Annotated in this window: 10 protein-coding genes and 2 tRNA genes; 3 read left to right on the top strand and 9 right to left on the bottom strand. The window is 65.1% G+C overall.

The features are described from left to right. Positions 1 to 23: 23 nt before the first annotated feature. The 7 genes from QW861_RS04275 to QW861_RS04305 all read right to left on the bottom strand — a co-directional run bounded on the left by QW861_RS04275 (position 24) and on the right by QW861_RS04305 (position 23,188). The gene (locus tag QW861_RS04275; protein WP_316173007.1) at positions 24 to 15,056 is read right to left on the bottom strand and encodes a VCBS domain-containing protein; all 15,033 of its coding nucleotides are present in this window, start codon (positions 15,054 to 15,056) and stop codon (positions 24 to 26) included. A 412-nt stretch (positions 15,057 to 15,468) separates the two neighbouring features. Then, entirely contained in the window at positions 15,469 to 15,780 is a 312-nt protein-coding gene (locus QW861_RS04280) for a hypothetical protein (protein ID WP_316173006.1), read from the bottom strand. A 119-nt stretch (positions 15,781 to 15,899) separates the two neighbouring features. After that, positions 15,900 to 16,883 carry a transglutaminase-like cysteine peptidase gene (locus QW861_RS04285; RefSeq protein ID WP_316173005.1) on the bottom strand — a complete coding sequence of 328 codons (984 nt, stop codon included), beginning with the start codon at positions 16,881 to 16,883 and terminating at the stop codon, positions 15,900 to 15,902. Positions 16,884 to 17,184: 301 nt separating this feature from the next. Further along, on the bottom strand, positions 17,185 to 18,519 hold the full coding sequence (locus QW861_RS04290) for an HlyD family type I secretion periplasmic adaptor subunit (RefSeq protein WP_315749499.1): 1,335 nt from the start codon (positions 18,517 to 18,519) through the stop codon (positions 17,185 to 17,187). A gap of 1 nt (position 18,520) precedes the next feature. Beyond that, entirely contained in the window at positions 18,521 to 20,704 is a 2,184-nt protein-coding gene (locus QW861_RS04295) for a type I secretion system permease/ATPase (RefSeq protein WP_315714635.1), read from the bottom strand. Between the two features lie 252 nt (positions 20,705 to 20,956). After that, positions 20,957 to 22,486 carry a TolC family outer membrane protein gene (locus tag QW861_RS04300; protein ID WP_315729346.1) on the bottom strand — a complete coding sequence of 510 codons (1,530 nt, stop codon included), beginning with the start codon at positions 22,484 to 22,486 and terminating at the stop codon, positions 20,957 to 20,959. 616 nt (positions 22,487 to 23,102) lie between these two features. Further along, positions 23,103 to 23,188: transfer RNA gene (locus QW861_RS04305), tRNA-Tyr, on the bottom strand. A gap of 216 nt (positions 23,189 to 23,404) precedes the next feature. On the opposite strand from QW861_RS04305, the gene rlmB reads away from it, so the two are divergent. After that, positions 23,405 to 24,235: a 23S rRNA (guanosine(2251)-2'-O)-methyltransferase RlmB gene (rlmB, locus tag QW861_RS04310; RefSeq protein WP_316192743.1), complete on the top strand. Its 831-nt coding sequence runs from the start codon at positions 23,405 to 23,407 to the stop codon at positions 24,233 to 24,235. A 57-nt stretch (positions 24,236 to 24,292) separates the two neighbouring features. Here rlmB and QW861_RS04315 read toward each other — a convergent pair whose 3' ends face one another. Then, complete coding sequence (locus QW861_RS04315; RefSeq protein ID WP_315749495.1) at positions 24,293 to 24,739, bottom strand: hypothetical protein; 447 nt, start codon at positions 24,737 to 24,739, stop codon at positions 24,293 to 24,295. A gap of 57 nt (positions 24,740 to 24,796) precedes the next feature. Continuing rightward, a complete protein-coding gene (locus QW861_RS04320) occupies positions 24,797 to 25,258 on the bottom strand; it encodes a hypothetical protein (protein ID WP_316192744.1) in 462 nt (153 codons plus the stop codon). Between the two features lie 363 nt (positions 25,259 to 25,621). Here QW861_RS04320 and QW861_RS04325 point away from each other — a divergent pair, with 363 nt between their 5' ends. Together QW861_RS04325 and QW861_RS04330 are read left to right on the top strand one after the other, a co-directional pair. Further along, positions 25,622 to 26,104: a hypothetical protein gene (locus QW861_RS04325; protein ID WP_316192745.1), complete on the top strand. Its 483-nt coding sequence runs from the start codon at positions 25,622 to 25,624 to the stop codon at positions 26,102 to 26,104. Between the two features lie 189 nt (positions 26,105 to 26,293). After that, positions 26,294 to 26,368: transfer RNA gene (locus QW861_RS04330), tRNA-Thr, on the top strand. The last annotated feature ends 53 nt before the right edge of the window (positions 26,369 to 26,421 follow it).

Consider the following 26,421-nt stretch of genomic DNA (forward strand, 5'->3'; position numbering starts at 1 on the left):
TCTGCTGTCCCAAGCCGACCGGATCAGACGTGGACCTGCGTCTGGGCGTGGCTGTTGTCGATGATCATCTTGATCACGTCGTCGCCGGCCGTGAGGTTGCCGCCGGTGTCCTTGATCGTCGCGACGTTGGTCCAGCCGGAGCCGGCGTTGATCTGCAGCGTCAGGTCGCCGTTGTTCAGCACGCCGCTGCCGTTGGCCGAGGCCAGGCTGGTGTGCCCGCCGCTGTCGACGAAGCGCACCGCGTCGGCATGGTTGCCGGACACGCTGGCCAAGAGGCCCGAGAGGTCGATGACGTCGCCGGACGTGCCGGTCTGGAAGTCCAGGATGGTGTCGAGCCCGCCGCCGGCGAGATCACCGGCGTTCCACTTGAACGTGTCGGAGCCGCCGTTGCCGGTCAGCTTATCCGAGCCGGCGTCGCCGATCAGGACGTCGTTGCTCGAGGAACCGTTGATGACGTCGTCATAGGCCGAGCCGATGACGCCTTCCATGTTCTTGTAGGTGTCCTGGCCGATCCCGGACAAGGTCGGGCCGGTAGTGTTGCTGCTGCTCTGCGTCAGCGTGAAGGTGATGCCGGCCGTCGCATCCGAGAAGTCGAGCAGGTCGATCCCTGCCCCGCCATCGATGGTGTCGTTGCCGCCACCGCCGCGGATGATATCGTCGCCGTCGCCGCCATTGATCGCGTTGGCAGCACTGCTGCCGATCAGGATGTCGTCGCCCGAGCCGCCGGTCACGCGCTCGATATTGGCGATCGAGCTGAAGCCGGTGGCGGTGCCGGCCCCGAGATTGACCGTCACGTCCTCGTTGGTGATGTAGGTCAGCGTGTCGCTGCTGTTGCCGCCGAGATCGGCGGTCACCGCCTCGATATTGCTGAGCTTGGTTCCGTTGACGTCGGTGATCACACCGCCGGCAACCGTGACGTAGATCAGGTCCTGCGACGACGTCCCCTCGATGACGAAGGTGTCGGTACCGCTGCCGCCGTCAACGATGTCGACGCCGTCGTTGACGCCCCAATAGAAGGTGTCGTTGCCGGAGCCGCCGATGGTGACGTCGTTGCCGCTGCCGCCCCGGATCGAGTCGTTGCCGGCGCCGCCATTGATGTAGTCGTTGCCGGCGCCGCCGAGCAGCGTGTCGTTGCCGCCGAGGCCGTAGATGCCGTCGTCGTCGGCACCGCCGTTGAAGTTGTTGCCGCCGCTCGACCCGATCATCACGTCGTAGCCGTTGTTGGCATTGGCCTCGAGCGGGTTGTCGACCGTGGCGGTGATCGCGTCGCCGTCGTTGGCGCTGTAGCCGGACAGCCACGGGGCCGAACCGACCACCCACGACTTGTCCGACAGCGAGTTGATGGTGAGGTTGAGCGCACCATTGTCGAGCGCATTGAAGGCCAGATAGGTCGATACGGACGATACCGAGTCGGTGGCCGTGACCTTGTAGACATACAGGCCCGCGTCGTTGTTGCTCGGATCTCCGGTGAACTGATTGCCGGTCCGGTGGATCCAGCTGTCGTCGCCGGTCGAGCTGTAGACGAGGCTGTAGGTGTAGGTGACCGTCCCCATTCCGCCCGAGAACAGCGTCGCCGCGTCCAGGCTGATCACGTTCGGCGAGTCGCTGTTCTTCGACAGCGCATAGCGTCCGTCGGCGCTCGTGGTGTCCACCACGGCCAGCGGCGCGGGCTCATTCGTGCCGCTGATGGTCACGTCGATGACCTGGCTGGCCGTGCCGTCGACCGACTTCACCGTCAGCGTGTCATGCTTGACGTCGCCATTGTTGAGCGCCTGCACGTTGGCAGCCGAATTGTTCAGCGTATAGCCCCAGTCGCCTGTCACCGCATTGAAGGTGAAGGTGCCATACGTCCCCGCCAGCGAAGCCGGCGTCTGGAACTGGGCTTCTCCGCTATCGACGTCGGTGACCGTCAGGGTCCCGCCTGCCGTCAGCGTGGCGTCCTCCTTGACCGCACCGCTTGCCATGCCCGCGATCGACGCCGCATCGTTTACGCCGTTCACCGTAACGGTGACGGTCTGCATCGTCGTCCCGCCGTGACCGTCATCGATCTTCACCGTATAGGTCTGATCGATATGGTCGCTGGCGCGCAGCGACTGGATGTCGGCGTCATTGACGGCGAACGTCCAGTTCACCTTGTGGCCGGTATTGTCGACCGTGGCGCTGAACGAGCCGTAGTAGTTGCTGCCGGCCGGTGTCGTGTAGGTCACGGTCTGGGCATCGCCGTCCACGTCGGTGAAGGCGATCGCGCCGGACGCCTGCTCCACTCCCGGTGTCACGACCGTGCTGGGCCGCACCGAGATGTCGTCGATGACGGCGCCGCCGCCGCTCGCGAACTTGATGGTGGTCGACGTCGAGGTCGCGGTGAACTGGTAGGTCTGCTCCGTCCAGCCAAAGTTCCAGGCGCTCGTCGTCAGAAGGGTTGTTCCATCAACGGCTGATGTCACGGCCGTGCCGTAGGTCATCACGTAGAAGTCGACGGTATAGGTCACGCCGACGACGGTGCTGATGGTCTGGCTCATCGAGCTCGATGCGCCGTAGAAATCGGCCGAGCCGCCGTCCGTGCGGCCGCCCACGACGGTGACGGCATGGGCGCCCCCGACCGTCCACGCATCCAGCGTGTAGAAGTTGCCGTTGTAGTAGCCGAACGAGCCGTTCTGGATCAGGTTGCCGCTCGGCGCCGCATAGGAGGCGTCCTCCGTGACGCTTGCCGTGGTCGTTCCCGCCCCGAAGGTCGGCGCGTGGTTCGGCGCCGTGACCGAGCCGGTCTGGCCGCTGGTCACGTTCTCGGCAAAGCCCTGGCCGTCGGTGTAGGTGACGTTGGCCGAGATCTTGTGGCCGACGTCGTTGGAGCCCAGCGTGTAGGTCGAGCCCGTCGCGCCGTTGATGACGGCGCCGTCGCGCAGCCAGTGATAGACGACGTTCGACGCGGCACCATCCGGATCGCTGCCGAGATTGGCGGTCAGCGTCTGACCTTGCGTCGCCGTGCCCGACACCGTCACGCTCGCAGCGCCGTCATTGACCGGCGTGATGGTCAGCGTGAAGGCGTCCGAGACGGCATATTCGCCGTCGCTGGCGTAGACCGTGACGTTGACCGTGCCTGCGAAATTGGCCGGCGGGGTGCCGCTGAAGGTGCCGGTCGTGGCGTCGAAGTGCAACCACGCCGGCAGGTTGCTGCCGTCGCTGAGGTTCGCCGACAGCGTCAGCGGGTTCGCGGTGCCATCGAAGCGGCCATCGACATCGGCAAACGTGTTCGACGGGATGGTGAAGCTGAACGGCTGATCTTCGGCCGAGCTGCGGTCCGCCAGCGCGTTCTGCAGGGTCGGCGCGTCATTGTTGCCGATGATCTGGATCGTCACCGTCTTGGCGGTGCCGTCCTCGGTGTAGACGGTGAAGCTGTCGGTCAGCGTGGTCTCGCCTTCCTTCAGCGCCTGGATTCTCGGGTCGTTGTTATAGATGCCGTAGGTCCACCTGCCATCGCTGCCGATGTCGTACCAGCCGTAGCCGTTGGCCGTGTTCGAGGACGTCGCCTGCCACACATCGTTGTGCCCGTCGACGTCGGTCGCATTGAGGTCGCCGCGGGCGATGCCGTAGAGCGGGCTGCTCTGGCTGTTGGCGATGCCGCCCTCCTCGGCGACGGTGCCGGTGGCGTCACCGCTGATCACGGCCGCGTCGTTGACGCCGGTGACCGTGATCTTGAGCGTCGCGGTGTTCGACACCGCGCCCGACGGATCCTTGTCGGTATAGGTGAAGGTGTCCACCGCGGGCACGCCCGCCGCCAGCGCATCGGCCTTGTCGGCGACATAGGTGTAGGAGCCGTCCGAATTCAGCGTCAGATGGCCGTAGGCGCCCTCGATCGAGGTGCCGACGCCCGCCCCCTGCGTCACGCTGCCGGTGCCAGCCACGACGCCGGACACGACGAGCGAGCTGACGGGGTTGTCGACGTCGCTGTCGGCCACCGAGCCGCCGGTCGAGCCGCGGATGACGCCGTTCGCCGCCGAGATGTTGAGGCTGCCATCCTCCAGCACCGCATGGGTGTCGGAGTTCGCCACCGGCGGGTGGTTGGCGGGGATGACCTCGACGCTGACGGTCTGGGTGGCACTCAGATTGCCGCCGCCGACATTGCCGTTGTCGTTGATGGTGATCGTGACCGACCCCGGATGGTCGCTGTTCGGGGTGAAGACGGCAGAGGCCAGATAGGTGTTCAGATCGCTGATCTTGAACCCGCTCATCGAGAGCGTCTGTTCAGCGTTGAAGACGCCGAGCGACGGAATGGACAACGTGCCGCCGGAGATGTCGAACCTCACGGACTCGACGACATCGCCGTCCGCGTCGGAGAAGGTGATCGCGTTCGCTCCGGTGAAAGCGAACGAGGCGCCTTCGTTGGCCGTCACATGCGTCGGGGCATGGATCTCCGGCGCATCGTTGACGGGCGCCACGTTGATCGTCAGCGTGCCGGTGTCCGTCTGTCCGGCCGCATCACGCACCGTGTAATCCACGGTATCCGCGCCATAGAAGTCGGCCTTGGGCTTGTAGACATAGGTGCCGTCGGCATTGAAATGGATCGTGCCGCCCTTGGCCGTCGTGAAGTCACCCGCCACCACGCTCAGCGTGTCGCCCGTATCCGGGTCGCGGTCGTTGTGCAGAACGCCCTGCACCGGATTGGACACGGTCAGCGTCGTGTCCTCGTTCACGCTGGCCGTGTCATCTACGGCCGTGGGAGCATCCTCGATCGGGTTGATGTTGATCGTGATCGTCTGCGTCGCGCTCAGATTGCCGCCGCCGACATTGCCGTTGTCGTTGATGGTGATCGTGACCGATCCCGTCGCGTCGTTGTCGGCTGATGGCGTGAACACCGCCGACGCCAGATAGGTGTTCAGGTCGCTGATCTTGAACCCGCTCATCGAGAGCGTCTGGCTGGCGTTGTAGACGCCGAGAGACGGTATCGCGAACGTGCCGCCGGAGATGTCGAACCTCACGGACTCGACGACATCGCCGTCCGCATCGGAGAAGGAGAACGCGTTCGCGCCGGTGAAGGCGAATGGCGTATCCTCGTTCGTCGTCACCTGCGTCGGCGCATGGATCTGCGGCGCGTCGTTGACCGGGGTCACCGTGACATCGATCGTCTGCAGTGCGGTGTTGACGACGTCGGTGTGGACGTTGCCGTCCGACAACGTAGCCTGGTCGGTAACCTCCGCGACCACCGACAGCGAGAACGTGCCGTTGTAATTCGCGGGCGGCGTGATCTGCAGCGGATGGCTGTCGAACGCGGCGATCGCGGCGGCGCTGTCGATCACCCACTTGCCGGCGTCAGCGCCGGTTCCGGCATGGCCGACCGAGAAGGTCGCGCCGGCCGGATAACCTGTAATAAGCAGCCGCAGGCTTTCGGAGCCGTCGGTGTCGGTGACGGCGGCACTGATGAGCTTCAGGTTGATCGTGGTGTCCTCGGCACCCGAGGCCGGGCCGAGATCCATGAAGCCCAGCGTCAGCGCGTCCGCCTTCGGTGCGACGTCGACCGTGACATGCGCGGTCGCGGTCCCGCCATCGCCGTCGCTGACCGTGTAATCGAAGCCGGCAACGCCCGAGAAGTTCTTGTCCGGCGTGAACACCGGATTGCCGTTGGAGAGCGAAACGGTGCCGTGCGTCGCGTTCGACACGCCGCTGACGGTCAAGGTGTTGTTGTCGACGTCGGTGTCGTTGTTGAGCAGGCTGAGCAGCGCGTTGACCGTGAGCGGGCTGTCCTCGCTCGCTTGCACCGCGTCGTCATGAGCCACCGGCGGCGTGTTGAAGACGCCGGTCAGCGTGCGCGTGCCGTCGGTGAAGGCAAAGCTCTCATAGTTCGTGAACGTATCGGTCAGGCCGTTGTGGGTGACCTGCACGCCGATCAGCGTCACGCCGTCGGTGGCGAACACCTTGGTGTAGGTCGCCTCGGCGAACTTGAAGCCGAACTTCACGGTGTCGGTGTCAGACCCGCCGTCGGACACAACGCTGGTGTTGCCGGCAAACCGGAAGAGATCCAGCGTGTCGTTGCCGGAGCCACCGTTGAACACGATGGTCGACGGCGCGATCGCGGTGCCGCTGATATCGGTGATCGTCACCGTGTCGCTGGCAGTGCCGCCGGTGATCGTGATGCGCTCGATCTCGTCGGCGCGGATGGTCGCTCCGTTCGGACCGTCATAGCGCACCAGAATGTCGGTGGCGTTGCTGGCGGAGGGATCGTTCAGCGTCGGATTGATCTCGGTGCCGGTCGAGGTCTTGCCGATGGTGAAATTGCGCGCATTTCCATCGCCCGTGATCGCGAGCACGTCGTAGTTCGGAAAGGTCGTGCCAGACTCCGAGCCGCCGTCGATGACGTCGCTGCCGTCGCCCACCGTGTAGAGGAAGGTGTCGTTGCCGGCGCCGCCGAACAGCCGGTCGCCACCTCCTCCGCCGATGATGATGTCGTTGCCGGCGCCGCCATACAGGACATCGCCGCCCACGCCGTTGCCGCCGACCAGAATGTCGTCGCCATTTGAGCCGTGGGCCTCGGTCACGCCGCCGAGCTTGTCGGTGCCGACCACCTTGTCGGTCACCGCGGCGCGGTCGGTCACGCTGTGAGCCCCGACCGTCTCGCCGAGGACCGTCGCCGAGCTGTCGCCGAGATTGACGAACACAGGCGAGTTCGGCGCGTCATAGCGAGTCGTCGTCACCGTGCCGGCAGCATCGACCCGGACAGTGAAATTGTTGGTGAAGACGTCGTGGTCGCGATCCTCGACCGCGAAGGCGAAATTGATGTCGAGATACTGGTCGGCGGCGCTCGAGGTCCCGATCGGCGCGGGGTGATCGAGCGGCTGCAGCAAGGTGAAATTGTAGGAGCCGGTGCCAGCCTCCGACAGCGTCACCGTGAACACGGCAGCATCAGCCGCGTTGCCCGTCACCAGACCATTCTGGCCGATGTAGCTGCCACCGCTCATGCGATAGGCGGTCAGCGTGGTGTGATCGGCCGACATGACGTAGGTCAGACCGAAGCCGAGCGAGGTCAGCCCGGAGAGCTGGTGGTTGGCCGCATCGTAGGCGCGCACTGGCGACGCGCCGAGGAACGTCACCGACGGACCGGAGCTGTCGCCATCGGCTCCATAGGTGATGCGCAGATCGACCGCGCCGGTCGAGACGCTGCCGGCTGCCTCCGAGATCGCGACGGTGTCGACGTCCTGCGACTGCGGGCTGTCATCGTTGACGGTGATGATGATCTGATCGTGCAGCGCAACGGAATCGCCGTCGGAATCGGTGGCGGTCACCGCCGTCGACAGGTCGAGCGTCAGCGTGTTGTCATGGCCGGTGCCGACATGGTCCAGCGCGCCCTTCAGACGGAACGAATACTGGCCGGTGTTGGCATCGACCTGGAACTCGAAGATCGTGACGCTGCCAGCCTTGGCGATCAGCGTGTTGTCGACCCCGATGCTGTAGGTCAGCACCACGCCGCCCGACGTCAGCGACAGCAGCTCGGGCGCGAGGTTGGTCTTCTCGACCGTATAGGTGCCGGGCCTGTCGGCGCCGAACGACACCAGCGAGCTCAGATTACCGGTGAAGTAGGAATCGTTGCCGTTGAGGTCGCCGCCATGGTTGCCGGTCGCGGTCACTACCGTTCCGTTCGGCAGCTCGCTCTCGTAGACCGCCGCTCTCAACACCGTCGCGGTCGCGACGGGGGTGTCGTCGTCGATCGTCACGGCGAATGACGAGCTGGCGCTGTCGCCATCCGCATCGGTGGCGGTGAAGCCGAAGGTCAGCTTGACGTCGTTCTCGTTCTGGCCGGCCGGATGATCGACGTGCTTCAGCAGCGTGAAGCTGTAGCTGCCTGCACCGGAATCATCGAGCGAGACCTTGAACACCTGGCTGGCCACCGACGGCGGGTTGCCGTTGGTCGGATTGCTGCCGGTGTAGCCATAGACCGTATTGCCGACGACCCAGAGCTTGACCTGGACGCCCTCGACCGTCAGCGAGCCCGCGTCCGAAGTGGCGTTCTGGCCGTTGGTGATGCCGCTGAACGCGACCGCGCGGTTCACGCTGCCGCTGTTGTTGTCGTCGGCGCCCCAGGAGATCGCCAACGAGCCGTTGGCCGTGACATTGGCACCGGCGACGTCGCCGGTGGCCGCTCCGGTGTTGCCGCCGGAAAGCCCATCCTCGTCGACGGTCCCGGCATCAGCCGTGCCGATCGCGGGCCGGCCGTTGTCGTCATTGATGGTGACAGTGAAGTTGCCGCCGGAGGCGGTATCGCCATCGGCATCGGTCGCGGTGAAGCCGAGCTTCAGCGACAGTGCATTGGTCTGGCCCGAGCCGACGTGATCGACATTGTCCAGGAGCTCGAAGGTGTAGCTGCCGGAGCCGTCGTCGGACAGCGTGATGTGGAACACCTTGCGGTCGTTCGTCGTGAGCTGGCCGCCATTGTCGTTGGCGACGCCCCAGATCTCGGTGTCCGACACGCGGATGAACTGCACCGCCGTGCCGTTCGACGTCAGCGTCGGGCTGCCTGCGCCGGTGGTCTTGACCACGTCGCCGGTATGGATCGCGCTATCGAACGCGACGCTGCGATTGGCCGCGCCCGAATTGTTGTCGTCCGCGCCCCAATTGATGTTGAGCGCGACACTGGCCGCGGTCTGGGTCTGGAACACCTCCGCCCCGGCGGATCCGGTGGTGTTCTCGGTCACCGTCGCTGCGGTCGGCGAACCGAGCACCGGCACGTCGTCCTTGACCGAGACGGTGAAGCTGTTGCTGGACGTGTCGCCGTCGCCATCGGTCGCCGTGAAGCTGAAGGACAGCTTGACGATGTTCTCGCCGCTGCCGGCGGGATGATCGAGGGTGCCGAGCAGCTTGAAGCTGTAGGAGCCGTCGTTCTGGTCGCTCAGCGACACTTCGAACACGCGGGTGCCGTGGGCGAGATCGCTGCCGGTGTAGCCGACCAGCACGCCATTCTCGAAGCTGTACTTCACCGTCTGGCCGTCCGACGTCAGCGCCAGATTGCGGCCTGCGCTGTCCTCGGCGTCGACATTCGCGCCTGCGCTCGTGTAGCGGAAGCTGACCGAGCGGTCGCCGAGCCCGCCGCCCGAGGTCTTGTTGCTGTCGTCGGAGCCCCAGCTGATGTTGAGGTCGCCGCTGATCGCGGTCGGCTCCTTGGAGACATCGGTGCCGCCCGGCAGATCGTCCTCGTCGACGGTCCTGGCATCGCCGGCCGCCGCCACCGGCGCGGTGTCGAGCACCGTGACCTTGAAGCTGCTGGTGACGCTGTCGCCGTCGGAATCGGTGGCCTTGAAGCCGAACGTCAGCGGCAGGCTGTCATCGTTCTGGCCGGACGCCGGGTGGTCGATGTTGTCGTACAGCGTGAACTTGTAGCTTCCATCGCCGCTGTCGGACAACTGGATGGTGAAGACGGTGCGGTGATCCGCGGTGACCGCCGTCAGCAAGGTGCCGTCGCCGGAGATCGTGTAGCTGATCGCCGAGCCGTCGGAGGTCAGGCCCGTGGCGCCGGCGGCGGTCGTGAAGGCCACCGCGCGGTTGTGCCCGACACCCGTATTGTTGTCGTCGGCGCCCCAGGAGATGTCGAGGCGGCCGGTCTGGACCGTCGAGTTCGATGCATCCGGATGGCTGGTGTCGTAGCCGTCGGTCGGCAGGCTGGCCTCGCTGACGGTCTCGTCCTCGGCGCAGCCGACGGTCGGCACGTCGTCCGTCACCGCCACCGTGAAGCTGCTCGCGGCGCTGTCGCCGTCGGAATCGGTGGCCTTGAAGCCGAAGCTCAGCGCCAGGCTGTCGGTGCCCGACTTGCCATGATCGAGGTTGTCGAGCAGCGTGAACTTGTAGCTGCCGTCGCCGTCATCGCTCAGCGTGACGGTGAAAACGGTGCGGTGATCGGTGGTGACCGCGCTCAGCGTGGTGCCGTCGGACGAGACCACATAGCTGACCGCATAGCCGTTCGACGTCAGCCCGTCCGGTGCGGTCGTGTTGAAGAACGCCACCGAGCGGTTGTTGGTCGCGCCGGAATCATTGTCGTCGGCGCCCCAGGAAATCGCGAGACGGCCGGTCTGCACCGTCGAGTACGGCGAATCCGGGAACAGGACGTCATAGAGATCGGTCGGCAGGTTGGCTTCGCTGACGGTCTCGCTCTCGGCGTGTCCGATCGTCGGGACGTCGTCGACCACGGTGACGGTGAACGTGCTGCTGCTCGAATCGCCGTCGGAATCGGTCGCGGTGTAATCGAAGGTCAGCTTGACGACGTTGCTCTCCTGCCCGGCCGGATGATCGAGATTGCCGAGCAGCTTGAAGGTGTAGGTGCCGGTGCCGTCGTCATCGAGCGAAACCTCGAACACGCGCTGACCGGAATTGAGGCTGTTGCCGGTGTAGCCGACCAGCGCGCCATGATCGAAGGCGTATTTCACCTGCTGACCGTCCGACGTCAGGCCACTGAGGCCGACGTCGCTGCCGTTGGTCACATGGACGTCGTCGGCGGCGTTGGACGTATTGGCGAAGCGAACCGAGCGATCGGCGGCGCCGCTGTCGTTGTTGTCGGCACCCCATTTGATGTTGAGCGCGCCGGTCACCTGGGGATCGCGGCTGCCGCCATCGTGACCGCCGAAATCGGGGCCGCAATCGCCACCGCCAGCGTTGAGATCAGCTTCGCTGATGCTCTTGGCCGTCCCGGTATGCGCCTCCGGGCTGTCGTCGTTGACGCTGACCTTGAACGTGCCGCTGACCTGGTCGCCGTCGGAATCCGTGGCGACGTATTTCAATGTCAGCGCGATGCTGTCCTCGGTGTTGGGCACCGGGTGGTCGAGATTGTCGAGCAGCGTGAAGCTGTAGGATCCGGAATCGAGGTCGGACAGCTTCACTGTGAACACGGCGGCATTGGCCTTGTTGCCGGTCCAGTTGCCGTTGCCGTCGATGTAATGCTGTCCATCGAAGCGGTAGGCCGTGATCAACGTGCCGCCTTCGCTGACGTCGTAGGTCAACGCGACGCCGTTCGAGGTCAGGTGCTGCGCGGCGAGCGTGGTGGTGGCGTCGGACGCGAAGGTGACGGCGCGGTCGCCGTTCACCGGGGACGCACCGGTGATCCCGACATTGCCGAGATTGTTGGCGCTGTCGCTGCCCCAGGAGATGCCGAGATCGCCCGTTGCGACGGTGTTCTGGCCGGGGACGTCGCCAGACCCGCCCGCGAGCCCGGTCGGGAGCCCGTCCTCATCGACCACGCCGGTCGCAATCTCCCGGTTCAGCACCGGCGCGTCGTCGTTGATCTTGACCGTGAAGGTGTCGGAGACCGCATCGCCATCCGAATCCGTGGCGACGAAGCCGAGGGTGAGCGTGACGTCGTCCTCGGTGTTGTGGGCCGGATGATCGATATTGTCGATCAGCGTGAAGCTGTAGGACCCCTGCCCCTGGTCGGACAGCGACACCGTGAACACCGCAGCCTTGGCCGGATCACCGGTGGCATGGCCCTCGCCGTCGACGTAGGTGTGATGCGCTTCATCGTAGCGGTAAGCGGTCAGCAGCGTGCCGTCGGGGGACACGGTGTAGGTCAGCGCGACGCCGTTCGACGTCAGATGCTGGCCGGTGAGCGTCGAGATCACGTCGGAGGCAAAGGTGACGGCGCGGTCGCCATTGACCGGCGTACCGTTGATGCCGCCGTCGACATGGCTGTTGGCACTGTCGGCGCCCCAACGGATGCCGAGGAAATCGGTCACCGTCAGATTGGCGCCGGCTGCGTCCTTGCCGTCCGAATAGGAGTTGCCGGGATTGCCGAGACCATCCTCGTCGACCACGGAGTAGCTGACGCGCTCTCCAAACACCGGAGCGTCGTCGTTGACCTCGACATTGAAGCTGCCGTGGATTGCGTCGCCGTCGGAATCGGTGGCGACGAAGCCGAAATACAGCCCTTGATTATCCTCGCTGCCGTGGACCGAATGATCGAGATTGCCGGTGAGATTGAACGTGTAGGAGCCCTGGTCCTGATCCGACAGCGAGACGGTGAACACCGTGGCGCTGGCGAGGTCCTCCGTCGGCTTGCCGTTCGCGTCGACATAGGTCTCGTGGGCGGCGTCGTAGCGATAGGCGGTCAGCAGCGTGCCGTTCTCGGAGACCTGATAGCTCAGCGCAATCCCGTTCGACGTCAGCCCCAGTTCCTCGAGCGAGGGAACGGTGTCGGCGGCGAAAGTGACGGCGCGATCACCCTTGACCGGGGCGCCATCGATGCCGCCGTCGACATGGCTGTTGGCGCTATCGGCACCCCACAGGATCGCGAGCGTCTTGGTCACCGTGAGATCGGCGCCGGCGACGTCGCTGCCTTGCGCATAGCTGTCGCCGGCATTGCCGAGTCCGTCCTCGTCGACCACGCCAGCGCTCGGCGCATCGCCGAACACCGGCGCGTCGTCGTTGACCTTCAGGGTGAAGCTGTCGGTGACTGCGTCACCGTCGGAATCGGTGGCGACGAAGCCGATGTTGAGCGTGATGTCGTCCTCGGTGCCGTGCACCGGGTGATCGAGATTGCCTTTCAGCTCGAACGTATAGGAGCCGTGATCCTGATCGGACAGCGCCACGGTGAACACCGTCGCGTGGGCCGAATCCGTCGGCTTGCCGTCTGCGCCGACATAGGTCTCGTGCTCGGCGTCATAGCGATAGGCGGTCAGCAGCGTGCCGTTCTCGGACACGACGTAGGTGAGACCGAAGCCGTTCGAGGTGAGATTCTGGGCGTCGAGCGTCGCGACCACGTCGGCCGCGAAGGTCACGGCGCGGTCGCCATTGACCGGCGCGCCATCGATGCCACCATCGACATGGCTGTTGGCGCTGTCGGCGCCCCAGCGAATGCCGAGCGTATCGGTGACCTTCAGGCTTTCGCCATAGGCGTCGCCGTCGTCCTTGTAGCTGTTGCCGGCGTTGCCGAGGCCGTCCTCGTCGACCACCGAATAGCTCGGCTTCTCGCCGAAGCTCGGGGCGTCGTCATTGACCTTCACCGTGAAGGTGTCGGTGATCGCATCGCCATCGGAATCGGTCGCGACGAAACCGATGTTGAGGGTGATGTCGTCCTCGGTGCCGTGCACCGGGTGATCCAGGTTGCCCGACAGCGCGAAGGTATAGGAGCCATGGCCCTGGTCTGACAGCGACACCGTGAACACCACGGCGCCCGACAGGCCCTCGCCTTCCAGCGGCTTGCCGTTGGCGTCGACATAGGTCTCGTGCGCGGCATCATAGCGATAGGCGGTCAGCACGGTGCCGTTCCCCGACACCTCGTAGCGCAGGGCAAAGCCGTCGGAGGTCAGATCCTTTGCCTCGAGCGAGGCCGCCACGTTTGCGGCGAAGGTGACGGCGCGGTCGCCATTGACCGGCGTTCCGTTGATGCCGCCGTCGACATTGTTGTTGGCGTCGTCGGAGCCCCAGCGGATTCCGAGCGTATCCGTGACCGTCAGGTCTTCGCCATAGGCATCATGGCCGTCGGCGTAGCTGTTGCCGGCATTGCCGAGCCCGTCTTCGTCGACCACCGAATAGCTCGGCTTCTCGCCGAAGCTCGGGCCGTCATCCGCGACGTTGACGGTGAAGGCGCTGTTGACGGGGTCGCCGTCGGCGTCGGTCGCAACCACCTTGAAGGTCAGCGGCAGCGAGGCGTCGTTGGCGCCGTTGTGGTCGATATTGTCGGACAGCGTGAAGGTGGCGCTGCCGGAGCCGGTGTCGGACAGCGACACGGTGAAGATGGTGCGTGCGCCCTCACCCTCGCCTGCGGTCGCGATGATCTCGGTGCCGTTGGCCGACAGCGTGTAGGAGATGGCCTCGCCGTTCGAGGTCAGGCCCAGCGCCTGCAAGGTCGCGATCTCGGACGCATCGAACACCAGCGAGCGGTCGCCGTCGACCACGGTGCCGTTGGAGCCGCCATCGACCTTGCTGTTGCCGTTGTCGGCGCCCCAGCCGATGTTGAGGTCCACGCTCGCGGTGGTCGGCTCGAAGCCGTCGCCGCCCACGACCTTGGCGACGAGCTCGCTCTCGCCGCCGCCTTCGCTTCCGCCGCCGGTGTGCTCGGCGACATTGATCGCCTCGACGGTGCCGGCGACCGGCGAATCGTCGTTGACGCCGATCACGATCGTCACCGGCGCGGTGTCGCCGCTGCCGTCGATGGCGATGACGTTGATGGTGAGGTTCAGCGTGTCTTCGGTGCCGAACACCGGATGATCGAGCGGCTGCAGCAGCGTGACCGTGTAGGTCCCCGCGATCGTCGAGTTGGCGTCGAGCGTGACGGTGAAGACCTGGTTGGCGACGATCGAGGGATCACCGCCGATATAGCCGATCAGCTCCGGCTGGCCGTTGACGGTGGTGATCGCAAAATGCAACTCCTGGCCGCCGGACGTCAGCCCGGCAAGACCAGGCTGTGACGCCGCGAACGCAAAGGCGCGGCCGATCACGTCGGTGCCGAAGTCGACGTTCAGCGAACCGGTGAAGCTCGTCACCACGCCGCCGATGTCGCCGCTGCCGCCGGGCCGGCCTTCGGACAGGCCGTCCTCGTTAAGCACCACGCTGTCGGCAACGCCGGCGATTGGCGTCGGATTCGGCGTGACCGGGTTGTCGCCGAATTTGGTGGTGGAGTCCTCGGGTCCCAGCAGCCCGAGCGGCGTGCCGACGGTCAGCGGGTCGACCTTGAACGTCCCGAAGTTCGCGCCGGCGGGCACGCCGGGCGCACCGGGCGTACCCGCGGCAGGCAGCACCGACTGGTCGGTGGTGATCGGAAACAGCTCGGCGAACTGATCGCCATTGATGATTCGGTCGGGGCCGACTTCGAAGCTGACGTCCTTCAGCGGGGCGCCGTTGGCGTCGAAAACCGGGTCGATCGAGACCGTCGACTGATTGTCGAACAGGATGATCAGGCGGTCGCCGATCTTGACGAAGGTCAGCCGCTCGCTGGCGATATCGCTGAAATCGATCTGGCTCTGGCCGTCGAGATGAATCGTAACGGCTTGGTTGCCCGGCGGTTTCCCGATCTTGAGGTGCTTGGCCGAGGCGCTGGATGGCTGCGTGGACGTGCCGGTCAACTGGGCCAGCAGGACAGGAGCATTCATGCGCCAAAACCTCCAAATATGGGGCGTTTTGGTGGCGCCCCACTTCTAATCGTTAAACTATTATTAAACGAGAATACGGGTCAATATTACCGGTTCTTGTTAATCGGACTTTAGGGACTTTGGGTAAATGCAGTCAAGTGCAGCGGCATTTATGAAGGTAAACAAGGCTGTGCCTATGCTTCCGCCCCCCGCGCGGCAGGGGCGGAACGACAAGAATAAATGGAGGCAGGGCCCGGAGAATTACTGCTAATTGGCAGTTATTCGATCACACAATACTTGGGGAACAACGCGCACGCTGTTGGGAATAAAAGCTTGCCGCCATGAAACGGCCGAAATGGAACCGGCCTCTCGCGAATTATTTGCGAAAGGCAGGAACTATTCTTGAGGAGCGTCGAAGTCGCGGCAGATTGCCTCAGATGCGACTGACCACGCAGGCCACCGGTTCGTATTTGCGGAAATACAACAATGCCTGGTCACCGATGCCATCGAGCCACACGCCGCGGCCCGCATAGCGATAGCCGTCGCCCATCGGGACGAGACGGACCGGAATCGCACGGTGAGGATGGAGGTAGAGTTGCGCGGTAACGATCTCGCCCGGCGCGAGCACGGGACGAGAGCGCAGCACGTAGCTGCCGCCATTCTCGCAGGCGATCGAAAACGCAGCGCCCGGCAGCATCACCGCGTGAGCCTGTGCACCGCCGATGAGTCCACCGATCGCCGACAAGGCCAATGCCCCGCAAACCATGACTTGCTTGATATTCACCGCAGCCCCCTGCTCGCCAGCTTCCCTGCGCGCATTAAGACCGCAAATGACCTCGGCTACAAGCCGTCCACCTGCGACATTCAGAGCAGCAGCGGCCGCCCCGGATTCCCGCCGCCGCCGATGTCGGCCTCCGCCGCCGGCGTGACGTCGCTCTCGCTTTCGTGGTGCGGCCGCTCGGCATAGGGCGCAGCGAACAGGCTGACGCCGCGGTGATCGATGGCAAACAACGGCATGAAGGACTGCAGATCGCGGCTTTCCATCAGAGCGGCCCGCCGGTTGTCGAGCACGGACCATTTGCCGTCGAGCCGCACGGCGACGACGGCGTGATCCTGCCGCACGGCGAGGTCTCGGACCAGCAGCAGCTTGAGATCCGATTCGGGCGTCCCCGCCGCCAGCAGCAGCGCGTATTTGGCAATCGAGTAGTCTTCGCAGTCACCGAGTCCACTGCGCAAGGTCTGCAGTGGCGAACTCCAGACGTCCGGCAGGCCGTGTTGCTGATCGTCGCTGACGTAGCGCACCGCCTGGTTGACGCCGCGATTGATCATTTCCGCGCGCGTGCGGCCGTCGCTCACCGCAGACGCCGACCGGGTCAGCGCGACGAAGAGGCGCTCCGAGGCCGAGCAGCGCGCGTCATCGCGGTTGCAACGTTCGACCGAGATCCGCTCGCTCGCCATCGCCCCCTGAATGCCGCGCCACTTCACCCACAGCACACCCTCGGGTGCGCGGAACGTCATCAGGCCGAACGGCTCGTCGCTGGGAGTCGCGACCGCGGGTCCCTGCGGAGCGTCGCTGACTGATCCCGCAGGCCCGGCCGGGTCGGTCGATGCGACTTCCACAGCAGCGGAGGCGGAGCGACGCAGGCCGTCATGCTTGGCAAGCACGGCATTGATGGTGAAGAAACGGACGGGCGGCGGTACCGGCAGCGCGCCATCCGCAGTGCCTTGCGGAGATCTACGATTTGAAGTCTCGGCAAACGCAGCGCCGGCACAACCGGCCACGACCGACAACACAAGCGCAAGTCCCAGCGCGCGCGGGAGAACCCGCGGCCGATCGATCCGCAACATCAGTGACGCCCCGTATGCTCCGGGGCATCGGCCGACGTCATCGCGTCGATCCCTGTCCCGGTTGTTATCGGATCAGGGATAGGGCCGGCGCTGCTGCGGGCCGGTTAAACCGCGGTGATGTTCGCCGCCAAGCTGCGAACGCGACTAATCACGGCCGACCAAATCGCGTCGCATTTGAACGATTCAGATTTTGGCAACGCTGTCCGCCGCACGGGACGCCCCGGATGAGCGCAGCGGCATTCTGGGTCACACGCGCTTTCGTGGAGAACCCGGGTTTCGGTGCGCTCGCGCGGACGCCTGCTCAGCGCTCGCGCAGCGCCTCGTCACGCAGCATGCGGGCAGGCTTGACGAGATAGTCCAGCACCGATTTCTTGCCCGTCAGGATCTCCACGGTCGCGACCATGCCGGGGAGGATCGGAAGCGGCTGCTGGGCGGTGCCGAGATGGTTCTTCTCGGTGCGCACCATCACGCGATAGAAGGTCTCGCCGCGCTCGTTCTTGTCGCCCTTCTCATCGGTGATCGTGTCGGCACTGATGCGCTCAACGCGCCCGTGCAACGAGCCGTACACAGATGAATCATAGGCGCTGAGCTTGACCACCGCCTCGTGGTTGGGACGGATGAAGGCGATGTCCTGCGGACGGATGCGGCCCTCGACCAGCAGCGTATCGTCGAGCGGCGTGATCTCCATCAGGCTGGCGCCCGGCGCGACCACCGCGCCGATGGTGGTGACGTTGAGCTTGTTGACGATGCCGCGCACCGGCGAGCGCAGCTCGGTGCGTCGCACCCGGTCCTGGGCCGACTTGATGTTCTCGTCGAGCACGGCGAGATCACCGCGGGATTTCGCGAGATCGTCTTCGGCCTGCGCGCGGAAGGCGGTGACGATGTTGAGCCGGCGCGAGCGCGCCTCCTGCACCGCCGCCTCGGTCTTCACGATGCTCGCCTGCACCACCGCGAGCTGGCCGCGCATGTCGGTCGCCTGGCGGTCGGCGCGCAGCATCTCGATCTCCGGCACCACCTTCTGGTCGAACAGCTTGCGGGTCAGTCCCAGCTCGCGATTGAGCAGCGCCAGCGTCTCCGAGAAGCGCTTCTCGGTGGCCCTGAGCTCGTCGATCTCCTTGCTCTTCTGCTGTTCCTGCTGCTGCACCACGTCGATGTCCTGCGCGAGCTTGCGTGCATGGGCGTCGAACACCGCGCGCTCGGTCTGCACCGCGCGCGGGGCGTCGGCGACGAGGTCGTCGGGAAACTCGACCGGGCTGCGGCCCTCGGTCTCCGCCGCGAGCCGGATCACCCGGGCCGCCATCGCGCCGCGGCGCTCGCGGATCTCGCCGAACTGCGAGGCGAAATTGGTGTCCTCGATGCGCGCCAGCGGCTGATCCTTCTCGACGATCGCGCCTTCCTGCACCAGGAGGTCGGCGATGATGCCGCCTTCCAGCGACTGCACCACCTGGGTCTGGCGCGACGGCACGACCTTGCCGTTGCCGCGCTTGACCTCGTCGAGCACGGCGAAATGCGCCCAGATCAGGAAGGTGAAGAACAGGCCGAGCGAGGCGAGCAGCAGCATCCGCGCCGTCTTCGGCGTGCGCAGCTCGACGGCAGCCCTGATGTCGTTGGAGAACGCGAAATCGCTGTGCGCCATGTCACCTCGTCCCCTGGACCGGCTTCACCGCGTGGCTCGCGGCCGGCGCCGCCGCGGGCTGCTGCGGACGCAGCATGGTGAGGATCTGCGCGGTCGGCCCGTCGGCGACGATCTTGCCGGAGTCGAATACCAGGATGCGGTCGACCAGCGACAACAACGACGGTCGGTGGGTCGAGACGATGATGGACATCTCGCCTTTGGCCAGAGACTTCAGGCGCTCGAGGAATTCGCCCTCGCTGCGGACGTCGAAATGCGCGGTCGGCTCGTCGAGGAACAGCACGCGCGGCTTGCGGATCAGGACGCGCGCGAGCCCGATCGCCTGCTTCTGCCCGCCCGACAGGCTGCGGCCGCCTTCGGCGATCATCATCTCGTAGCCCTGCGGATGACCGGCGATGAAGGTCTCGACGCCGGCGAGCCGCGCGGCCTCCAGCACCTCCTCATCGGTCGCCGCCGGACGGCCGAGCGTGATGTTGTCGCGCAGCTTGCCGTAGAACAGGTCGGTATCCTGCAGCACGAAGCCGATGCCGGCGCGCAGATCGGCCGGGTCGTATTGCTGGATGTCGATCCCATCGATCAGGATGCTGCCTTCCGTCGGCGGATAGAACGCGGTGGCGAGGCGACCGACCGTGGTCTTGCCCGAGCCGACGCGACCGATGATGCCGATCTTCTCGCCGGGCTTGATGTCGAAGGAGACGTTGTCGAGCGCCTTGGTCTGGCTTCCCGGATAGGAGAAGCTGACGTTCTTGAACTGGATGCGGCCCTGGTTGATCTCGCGCGCGACGTAGATCTTCTCCGGCGGACGCTCACGGTCCAGCGACATCAGCCGGTCGATCGAGCGCAACGCCGACGTCGTCTGGGTGAAGCGCGTCATCAGGCCGGCGATGCCTGCGATCGGACCGAGCACGCGACCCGACAGCATGTTGGCCGCCACCAGCGCGCCGACCGAGAGCTTGCCGTCGAGGATCAGGAACACGCCGACGACGACCAGCAGCAGGCTGCAGAACTGGCTCGCGACGCTCGCCGCTGTCATCGCCATCGAGGCCCAGAACTGGACGTCCTCGCTGGAGCGCGCCTGCGCCGCCACCGAACGCTCCCACACCGTCTGCACCCGGCTCTCGCCGGCCACCGCGCGGACCGTCTCCATCCCGTTGAGCGATTCCACGAGAATGCCGTGACGCGCGGCGGATTGCGCCTGCATCTGCCGCATCGCGCGTTCGAGCGGCCGCTGGATCAGCAGCCCGACGGCGATCATCACCGGCAGCATCAGCAGCGGAATCCAGGCGATGGGACCGGCGATGATGAACAGCACGATGATGAACACGACCGCGAACAGCATGTCGGTCGCCGACACCACGGTGCCGGAGGTAAAGAACTCGCGCACCGAATCGAAGTCGCGGAGCTGATTGGCGAGGATGCCGACCGATGGCGGCCGCTTGTCCATCTTCAGCGACATCACGTGCTCGAAGATGTTCGCGGCGAGCACCACGTCGATCTTCTTTCCGGTCATGTCGATGATGCGGCTGCGCACCACCTTGAGCAGGAAGTCGAATCCGATGGCCAGCATGAGGCCAACGCCGAGTGCGACCAGCGAGGGGATCGCGCCGTTCGGGATCACGCGGTCGTAGACGCTCATCGTGAACAGGGGCGCGGCCAGCGCCAGGATGTTGACGATGAACGCGGCGATCGCGACATGGCCGTAATTGGCGCCGAAGCGGCTGACCACCGACCAGAACCAGTGCGTCTTCGGCACTTCACCGGCTGCCGCCACGCGCGGATCGGCAATTGTGGCGGGCCGCACCAGATAGGCGAAGCCGACATACCGCGCCGCGACCGCCTCGAAGCGCTCGATCGCCGGCTGTTCGCGGCGCGAAGGATCGACGATGGTGAGACGGCCGGCGGCCTCGTCGATCGTCAGCAGGATGCGCGTGGTGCCGTCGTGAAACATCAGCACGCAGGGCAGCACCAGCGCGGGAATATCGCTCAGCGGCCGTTCGACCAGTTGCGCCTCGAGCCCGGCCCGCTGCGCGGCGCGCTCGTAGAGCGCGATGCTGAGCACGCCGCTGTCGAGCGGCAATCCGGACAGCAGCGCGCTGCGGCTCAGGGCGCGGCCGTGATGAGCAGCGAGGTAAAGCAGACTGTCACTGAGAGGATCAGCTGCTGGTGCGGCTGCGCTCATCTGGGGCATCACGTGCGCCGTCTCTTCGAGCTCGAACCTTGTCGGACGAATGTTCAACGACGCCTCGGAAATCCATCTGGCCCACCGAGCAACGCGGACCGGCACCCATTGCTTCTTGCTAATAATTTGCCTTAGCCTAATTCTTTGGCCCGCACTTGGCTTTTCTGAGATTTTTACAGGTGTTTCGCGACAAACTCAGCGCAAAGTAAATGCGTATGGTGAAAAGCCGGCGCGACATGCACCGGCTCTTGTTAGTCTCACCTATTTCGGCGCGTGCCCGTTGGGGCTCTGAGCGTATCCGCCGTATTTTCCGGACGCGACGAACAGCGTCGTATCCTCGGGATCGCTCGAGGCCCACCGATCGCCAAAGGTAATCGGCGCGGGATGCTTCGGCGTACCGTCATGCAGGCCGAACATCGGCACCGGACCGGCGGAGCTCAGCGGCTGCGGTCCGGGCGCCGGCGCACTCAGCCGAATGGGCGCCAGGCTGTAGCCGATGAAGCCACTCGGCGTGTCCACCGGCTCGGTCTCCGGCGGATGCCCGGTCTTCAGGTAGTTCAGCATCTGGCCCATCGCGGCGAGCAGCTGATAGTCGGCAAACACCACCACACCGCGCGCCGACACCAGCGACACGTTGGCGTTGAAGTACTGGTTCTGGGAGTTCAAGAGATCGATCAGCGTGCGCTGGCCGAGCTCATACTCCTTGTTGTAGGCGACGAACGTGCGGCGGGCCGCTTCGACATCGCGGACAAGAGCTGAGACGCGATCGGCGGTGATGATCCGGGCCGCCCAGGCCTTGTCGATCGACTCCAGCGCATCGCGCTGCAGACGAGCATGCTTCTGCTGCTCCTGGATCATCCGCTGCGCGGCTTCTTCGCGGCGCCAGCTGTTCTGGCCGCCGTTGAAGATATCCCAGGATGCAACGACCTTGCCGCTGACCTCGTCGTAACGATTGTTGTAGGTGATCGATTCCTTGCCGGTCGTCGCGCGGCCTTCGAGCGAAAGCGTCGGCAGGAAGGTGCCGGTGGTGGCATCGAATCCCCGCTTGGCGGCCGTCACATCCGCCGCGGCAGCGCGCAGGGTCGGATTGAACTTGTAGGCGATGTCGAGCGATTCCGCCTTGTCCCGCGGCATGTCGGACAGCCGGCCGGGGAAACGCAGGTTATAAGGCTCGACGCCGACGACCTTGCGGTACTTCGCGCGCGCCACTTCGAGGCTGAGACGGAATTCCTCGAGCACGGCCTGCGCTGCCGCAACCCGTTCCTCGGCCTGCTGCGTGTCGCCCTCGCCGGCCCGGCCGCCCTGGAAACGGGCCAGCACGTTCTTGCGCAGTTCGAGATGAACCTTGAGGTTCTTCTCGGCCAGAGCGACCAGCCTGGAGTAGCGCACCACGTCGACATAGGCTTCGGCGGCATCGAGACCAATCAGTTCGGTTCGCTCCAGCACGCGGTACGCGGCGGCATCGACCCGCGCGGCCTGTCGCCACACTTCATTGATCGAGGAAAAGCCATCGAACAGCAATTGACGGACCACCACGCCGGCCTCGCGGCCGCGCAGGTAGCGGCCATTGTTGCTCGGCGCCGGCGAGACATACTGCTTGAGCATCTCCGGTCCGGCGCTCGCATCGAGCCGGACCTGCGGCAGCAGCGTCCCCTGGGACTGGCGAAGCTCGGCTTCGGTGGCCCGCCGATTGGCGGCGGCCTCTCCGACACCGGGATTGGTCTTCACCGCCTGGTTGATGGCGTCCTGGATGGTGAACGGCTCAGCGCCCAATGCCGGGCTAAAGCTCATTCCCACAACACATATGAAAATGGGTGTATATACGATCTTCAACATAGGGAACCGATAACAAACCCGAGATCGGCTCGCAATGTGACTCGCCACATTTGCGGCGAAAAGCCGCCCGGTTGTGGCAGAATAGCTACGCTCCGCCATATTCCTCAGGGCAAAGATTTCAAAATCTGAAGCGAAATCAACGTTGTGGGGATGACGTGAGGCTGAGGCGGTGATTTAAAGTCAGCTATTTATTTCATAAAGAAAAATCTCGCGTCAGAGAATGTCGAGTTTTTCGTGTTTATCTTCAATATGGACCGCTTCCGCGGCATTAACTGAGATGTCGCAGCCGGGGCCCTCAACCCGAGACGGCGGAACGGCAACAGGCGATCAGTCGCCCGCCATTGCCACGTCGGCCCCGCAGATGTCGGAAGCCTGGGTTCTGGCGCGTCGTCACGACAGCCGTGAGCGATCGCCGCCCAGGGATCGCGAACAACGAAGGATCCAATGAAGATCACGACCGGCCGGCAGACCCAGATGCGACCCATATATTTCGACGCATAGTCTGCAGGGAAGCAATGGCCAATGGGGTCCATTGTCCTCGAAAAATCTAGTGGAGCTGAGAGGCAGTGAATGGTGGGGGAGGCAGGACTCGAACCTGCGAAGCCATGAGGCGGCTGATTTACAGTCAGCTCCCTTTGCCACTCGGGACACTCCCCCGTATCGATGGCAATTCGGGCCGGCCGCGGAACAGCAGCGTCGGGACCATCAGCGCCATGGAGACGGTAAGACCGCGGGGCCCGAAGGAGCGGGCGCGCGCGGCCGGGGCCCTTATGATCGAACCCGGCCCTCGAAGTCAACCAAGGGACGACGAATTTTCCCGTCTCAGCGGTGCCAAATTGCCAGAATCCGCAGGCCGTGACAGAAGCTCGGGCCATGAGCGAACGCGATCGAAAGCCCCCTTTTCGCCGTCCGGGCGGTAAATTCTCCGGCAAACCGCGCGGATTCGAGCGCCCCCAGCCGTGGCGGGAGCGCGACCAGGACTCGGATGCCCCCGTCATTCTCTATGGCTGGCACACCGTGACCCTGGCGCTCGCCAATCCGAAGCGGCGGATTCGCAAGCTTTACCTGACCGAGAACGCCGCCAGGCGGCTTGCCGACGAGCGGATCGAGACGCGGGTGACGCCCGAGATCGTGCGCCCCAGCCAGATCGACCAGCGGCTCGGTCCGGACGCCGTGCACCAGGGCCTGTTGGCGGAGGCCGAGCCCCTGCCCTCGCCGGACATCGACACGCTCGCGGCCGAGGGACTGATCCTGGTGCTCGACCAGATCACCGACCCGCACAATGTCGGCGCAATCTTGCGCTCGGCAGCGGCGTTCGGCGTAAAGGCAATCGTGACCACCGCCCGCCACAGTCCGGAGGCCACCGGTGTACTGGCCAAGTCCGCATCGGGCGCCCTGGAGCTGGTGCCGATCGTCACGGTGCAGAACCTCGCACGCGCGCTGACGCGGCTGAACGAGCGCGGCTTTCAGACGGTGGGGCTGGACAGCGCGGGCGAGGAGGACATCGCGGCGGTCGCCTTGCGCGAGCCGCTCGCACTGGTGCTGGGCGCCGAGGGCAAGGGCCTGCGGCAATTGACGCGCGAGACCTGCAGCGTCGTGGCGCGGCTCGACATGCCCGGCGCGATCAAGAGCCTCAACGTCTCCAATGCCGCCGTGCTCGCGCTCTATATCGGCGCGAGCCGGCTCGGCTTGATGTCAAAATGACGAAACGCCCGCGCGCATGAGGCGCACGGGCGTTGGCGCGAACGAACGTCCGTCTGATCAGTAATAGCGGCGCAGCACGCGCTGCCCGTGATAATAAGGCGAAGCGCCCCAGCGATAGGCGTGGCGGCGGTGATGATAGCTGTAGACCGGAAGCGCCTGCTCCTCATAGGCAGGATACGGCGCGAAGGCGCCAGGACCGCTGTAGGTCGGGCCCTGGTTGACATAGTAATACTGCCGGGTCGGCTCGGGCAGCCGCTCATAGCTCGCGCCGCAGGCGCCGCAGCCATGGCCGTAGGTGTAGGTGTAGCCGGGCTGATAGAAATATTGCGGCCGATACGTCACCGTGGGCTGGTACGTCACGGTCGGCTGATAGGTGACCTGCGGCGCGCACGGCGCGGCGTAGCCGCACGGGCCGCAGGCGGTGGCGCCGCAGGCCGCGGCCGGCGCGCTGCCGGCGACGGCGAGGCCGGCAATGGCGACAAGTCCTGAAACTACTCCACGCATAACTCTCTCCTGTTGATCTGTTCTTGCTTGGTCTGGCTGTCGATGGTGAGTTGCTGGCTAGCGGCGGTAGGCCGGCGGCCGATTGGGATAGCCGTGAGGATCACCATCGGGCGGAGCCAGGATGACGGCAGGCGGATACATCGGCACCGCCGGCTCCGGCGGCTGCATCTGGGATTGGGCGCCCCACGAGCGGGAATAGCTCTCGGCCGGCTTCGGCAGCTTGCGATCGGCCGGCGGCTCGATCTCCATCCGGCCATAGCCGGGCCTTGCTCCGAGGGTTGGATAGTAATGGCCAACATATGGCTCGGGCTCGACCGGCCGACCGCCATAGATCGTCGGCTGCATGTAGTTGCCCCTGCCAAGACCGTACTGGCCTTCGACGACGGCGTAGGACGCATCGATGCCGTTGATGACGACGGGCACGCCGGGCCGCTGCGGAATGACGATCTCGAAGCCTTCGCTGGCGAGCGCGGCGGAAGACGCTCCAATCAGAATCACAAGAGCCGTTGTAGTACGCATGAATTCACGCCCCGGTTGTCATCCTACCAATACCGCAACGCGCGCCCCGATGGGTTAAACGCGCACATCAATCTGCTGGTAAGACTAACGCGGGAGCCACCATTCCGGGTTAAAGCCCGGGTGGGGTTCGAGTGCGAGGGTTAATGGCTGATCATCAGCCGATGAGCGACAATATTGCCAGCATCAACCCCGCTGCTCTGTCCTCAAGACTAACAGTCTTCGGGTCGGAGCAAGCCGGACCGCAACCGCGGCTCCGGCCTCCGAAGGCACTGGGCCTCATGTCGTTCCAAAACATTCCCGTCGCGGCGGGAACGACGGGGCCGGCTTGCGCTTAGCAGGTGGGGCGCAACGATGGAGTATTCCATGACACGATTTGCTATTCTCGGGGCTGCGATACTCGCAACGGCGCTCGCCGGCCCGGCCATGGCGCGCGACGTGCACCACCGGCATATGAACCAGCAGGAAGGAATGATGCAGCACCGGCACATGGCCCGCCAGGACGGGGCCATGATGCAGCAGCGCACCGATACCGGATGGAACAACAACGGCTGGGATCGCCGCAACAGCGGCTTCTGGCCGGCTGACGTCGCCGCTGGAGCGGTCGGCACCGCTGCCGGCATCGCAGGCGCAGCCATCGGAACCGCCGGCGCCATCGCGACCGCGCCGTTCCGCACCGCGGATGCCTATGCGTACAGTCCCGGCCCCTCTTACGGCCAACCGAGCTATGATCGCGGCCCGAACGGCTATTATGGCGACTGGAACAGTTACGCGACCCGCAACGGCCTGGTCTGCCGCCCCGGCACCATGTTCAAGGGCAGCGACGGGCTGATGCACATCTGCCAGTAAAGATCGAGCCGGAGCGGCTTCGACGATCGGCTCCGACAGGGGCGGCCCAACGGCCGCCCTTTTTGCTGGGCTGATGGCAGAAGCGGCGCTCACGCGGGGAGTAGCCGGACTGCATCAACTCTGGTAGGAACACCGCGCTTCGCGAGACCTCGTCGCAAACTGACGACGAGATCTCCGCCACCAGCATTCGCCGGCTTAGCTCAGCGGTAGAGCAGCGGTTTTGTAAACCGAAGGTCGGGGGTTCAATCCCCTCAGCCGGCACCAGCTTCCGTGAAGTTGGGATTTGCTGCGGCAATGGCTGTCACCGGCTTTAGGCG

The organism is Bradyrhizobium sp. SZCCHNRI1029 (genome assembly GCF_032487555.1).
Taxonomy (GTDB): Bacteria; Pseudomonadota; Alphaproteobacteria; order Rhizobiales; family Xanthobacteraceae; genus Bradyrhizobium.

Bases quoted from the DNA above. Each gene is read 5' to 3' on its own strand.
- QW861_RS04275 (WP_316173007.1), bottom strand. From the start codon at position 15,056: ATGAATGCTCCTGTCCTGCTGGCCCAGTTGACCGGCACGTCCACGCAG.
- QW861_RS04285 (WP_316173005.1), bottom strand. From the start codon at position 16,883: ATGTTGCGGATCGATCGGCCGCGGGTTCTCCCGCGCGCGCTGGGACTT.
- QW861_RS04290 (WP_315749499.1), bottom strand. From the start codon at position 18,519: ATGGCGCACAGCGATTTCGCGTTCTCCAACGACATCAGGGCTGCCGTC.
- QW861_RS04295 (WP_315714635.1), bottom strand. From the start codon at position 20,704: ATGCCCCAGATGAGCGCAGCCGCACCAGCAGCTGATCCTCTCAGTGAC.
- QW861_RS04300 (WP_315729346.1), bottom strand. From the start codon at position 22,486: ATGAGCTTTAGCCCGGCATTGGGCGCTGAGCCGTTCACCATCCAGGAC.
- rlmB (WP_316192743.1), top strand. From the start codon at position 23,405: ATGAGCGAACGCGATCGAAAGCCCCCTTTTCGCCGTCCGGGCGGTAAA.
- QW861_RS04315 (WP_315749495.1), bottom strand. From the start codon at position 24,739: ATGCGTGGAGTAGTTTCAGGACTTGTCGCCATTGCCGGCCTCGCCGTC.
- QW861_RS04320 (WP_316192744.1), bottom strand. From the start codon at position 25,258: ATGCGTACTACAACGGCTCTTGTGATTCTGATTGGAGCGTCTTCCGCC.
- QW861_RS04325 (WP_316192745.1), top strand. From the start codon at position 25,622: ATGACACGATTTGCTATTCTCGGGGCTGCGATACTCGCAACGGCGCTC.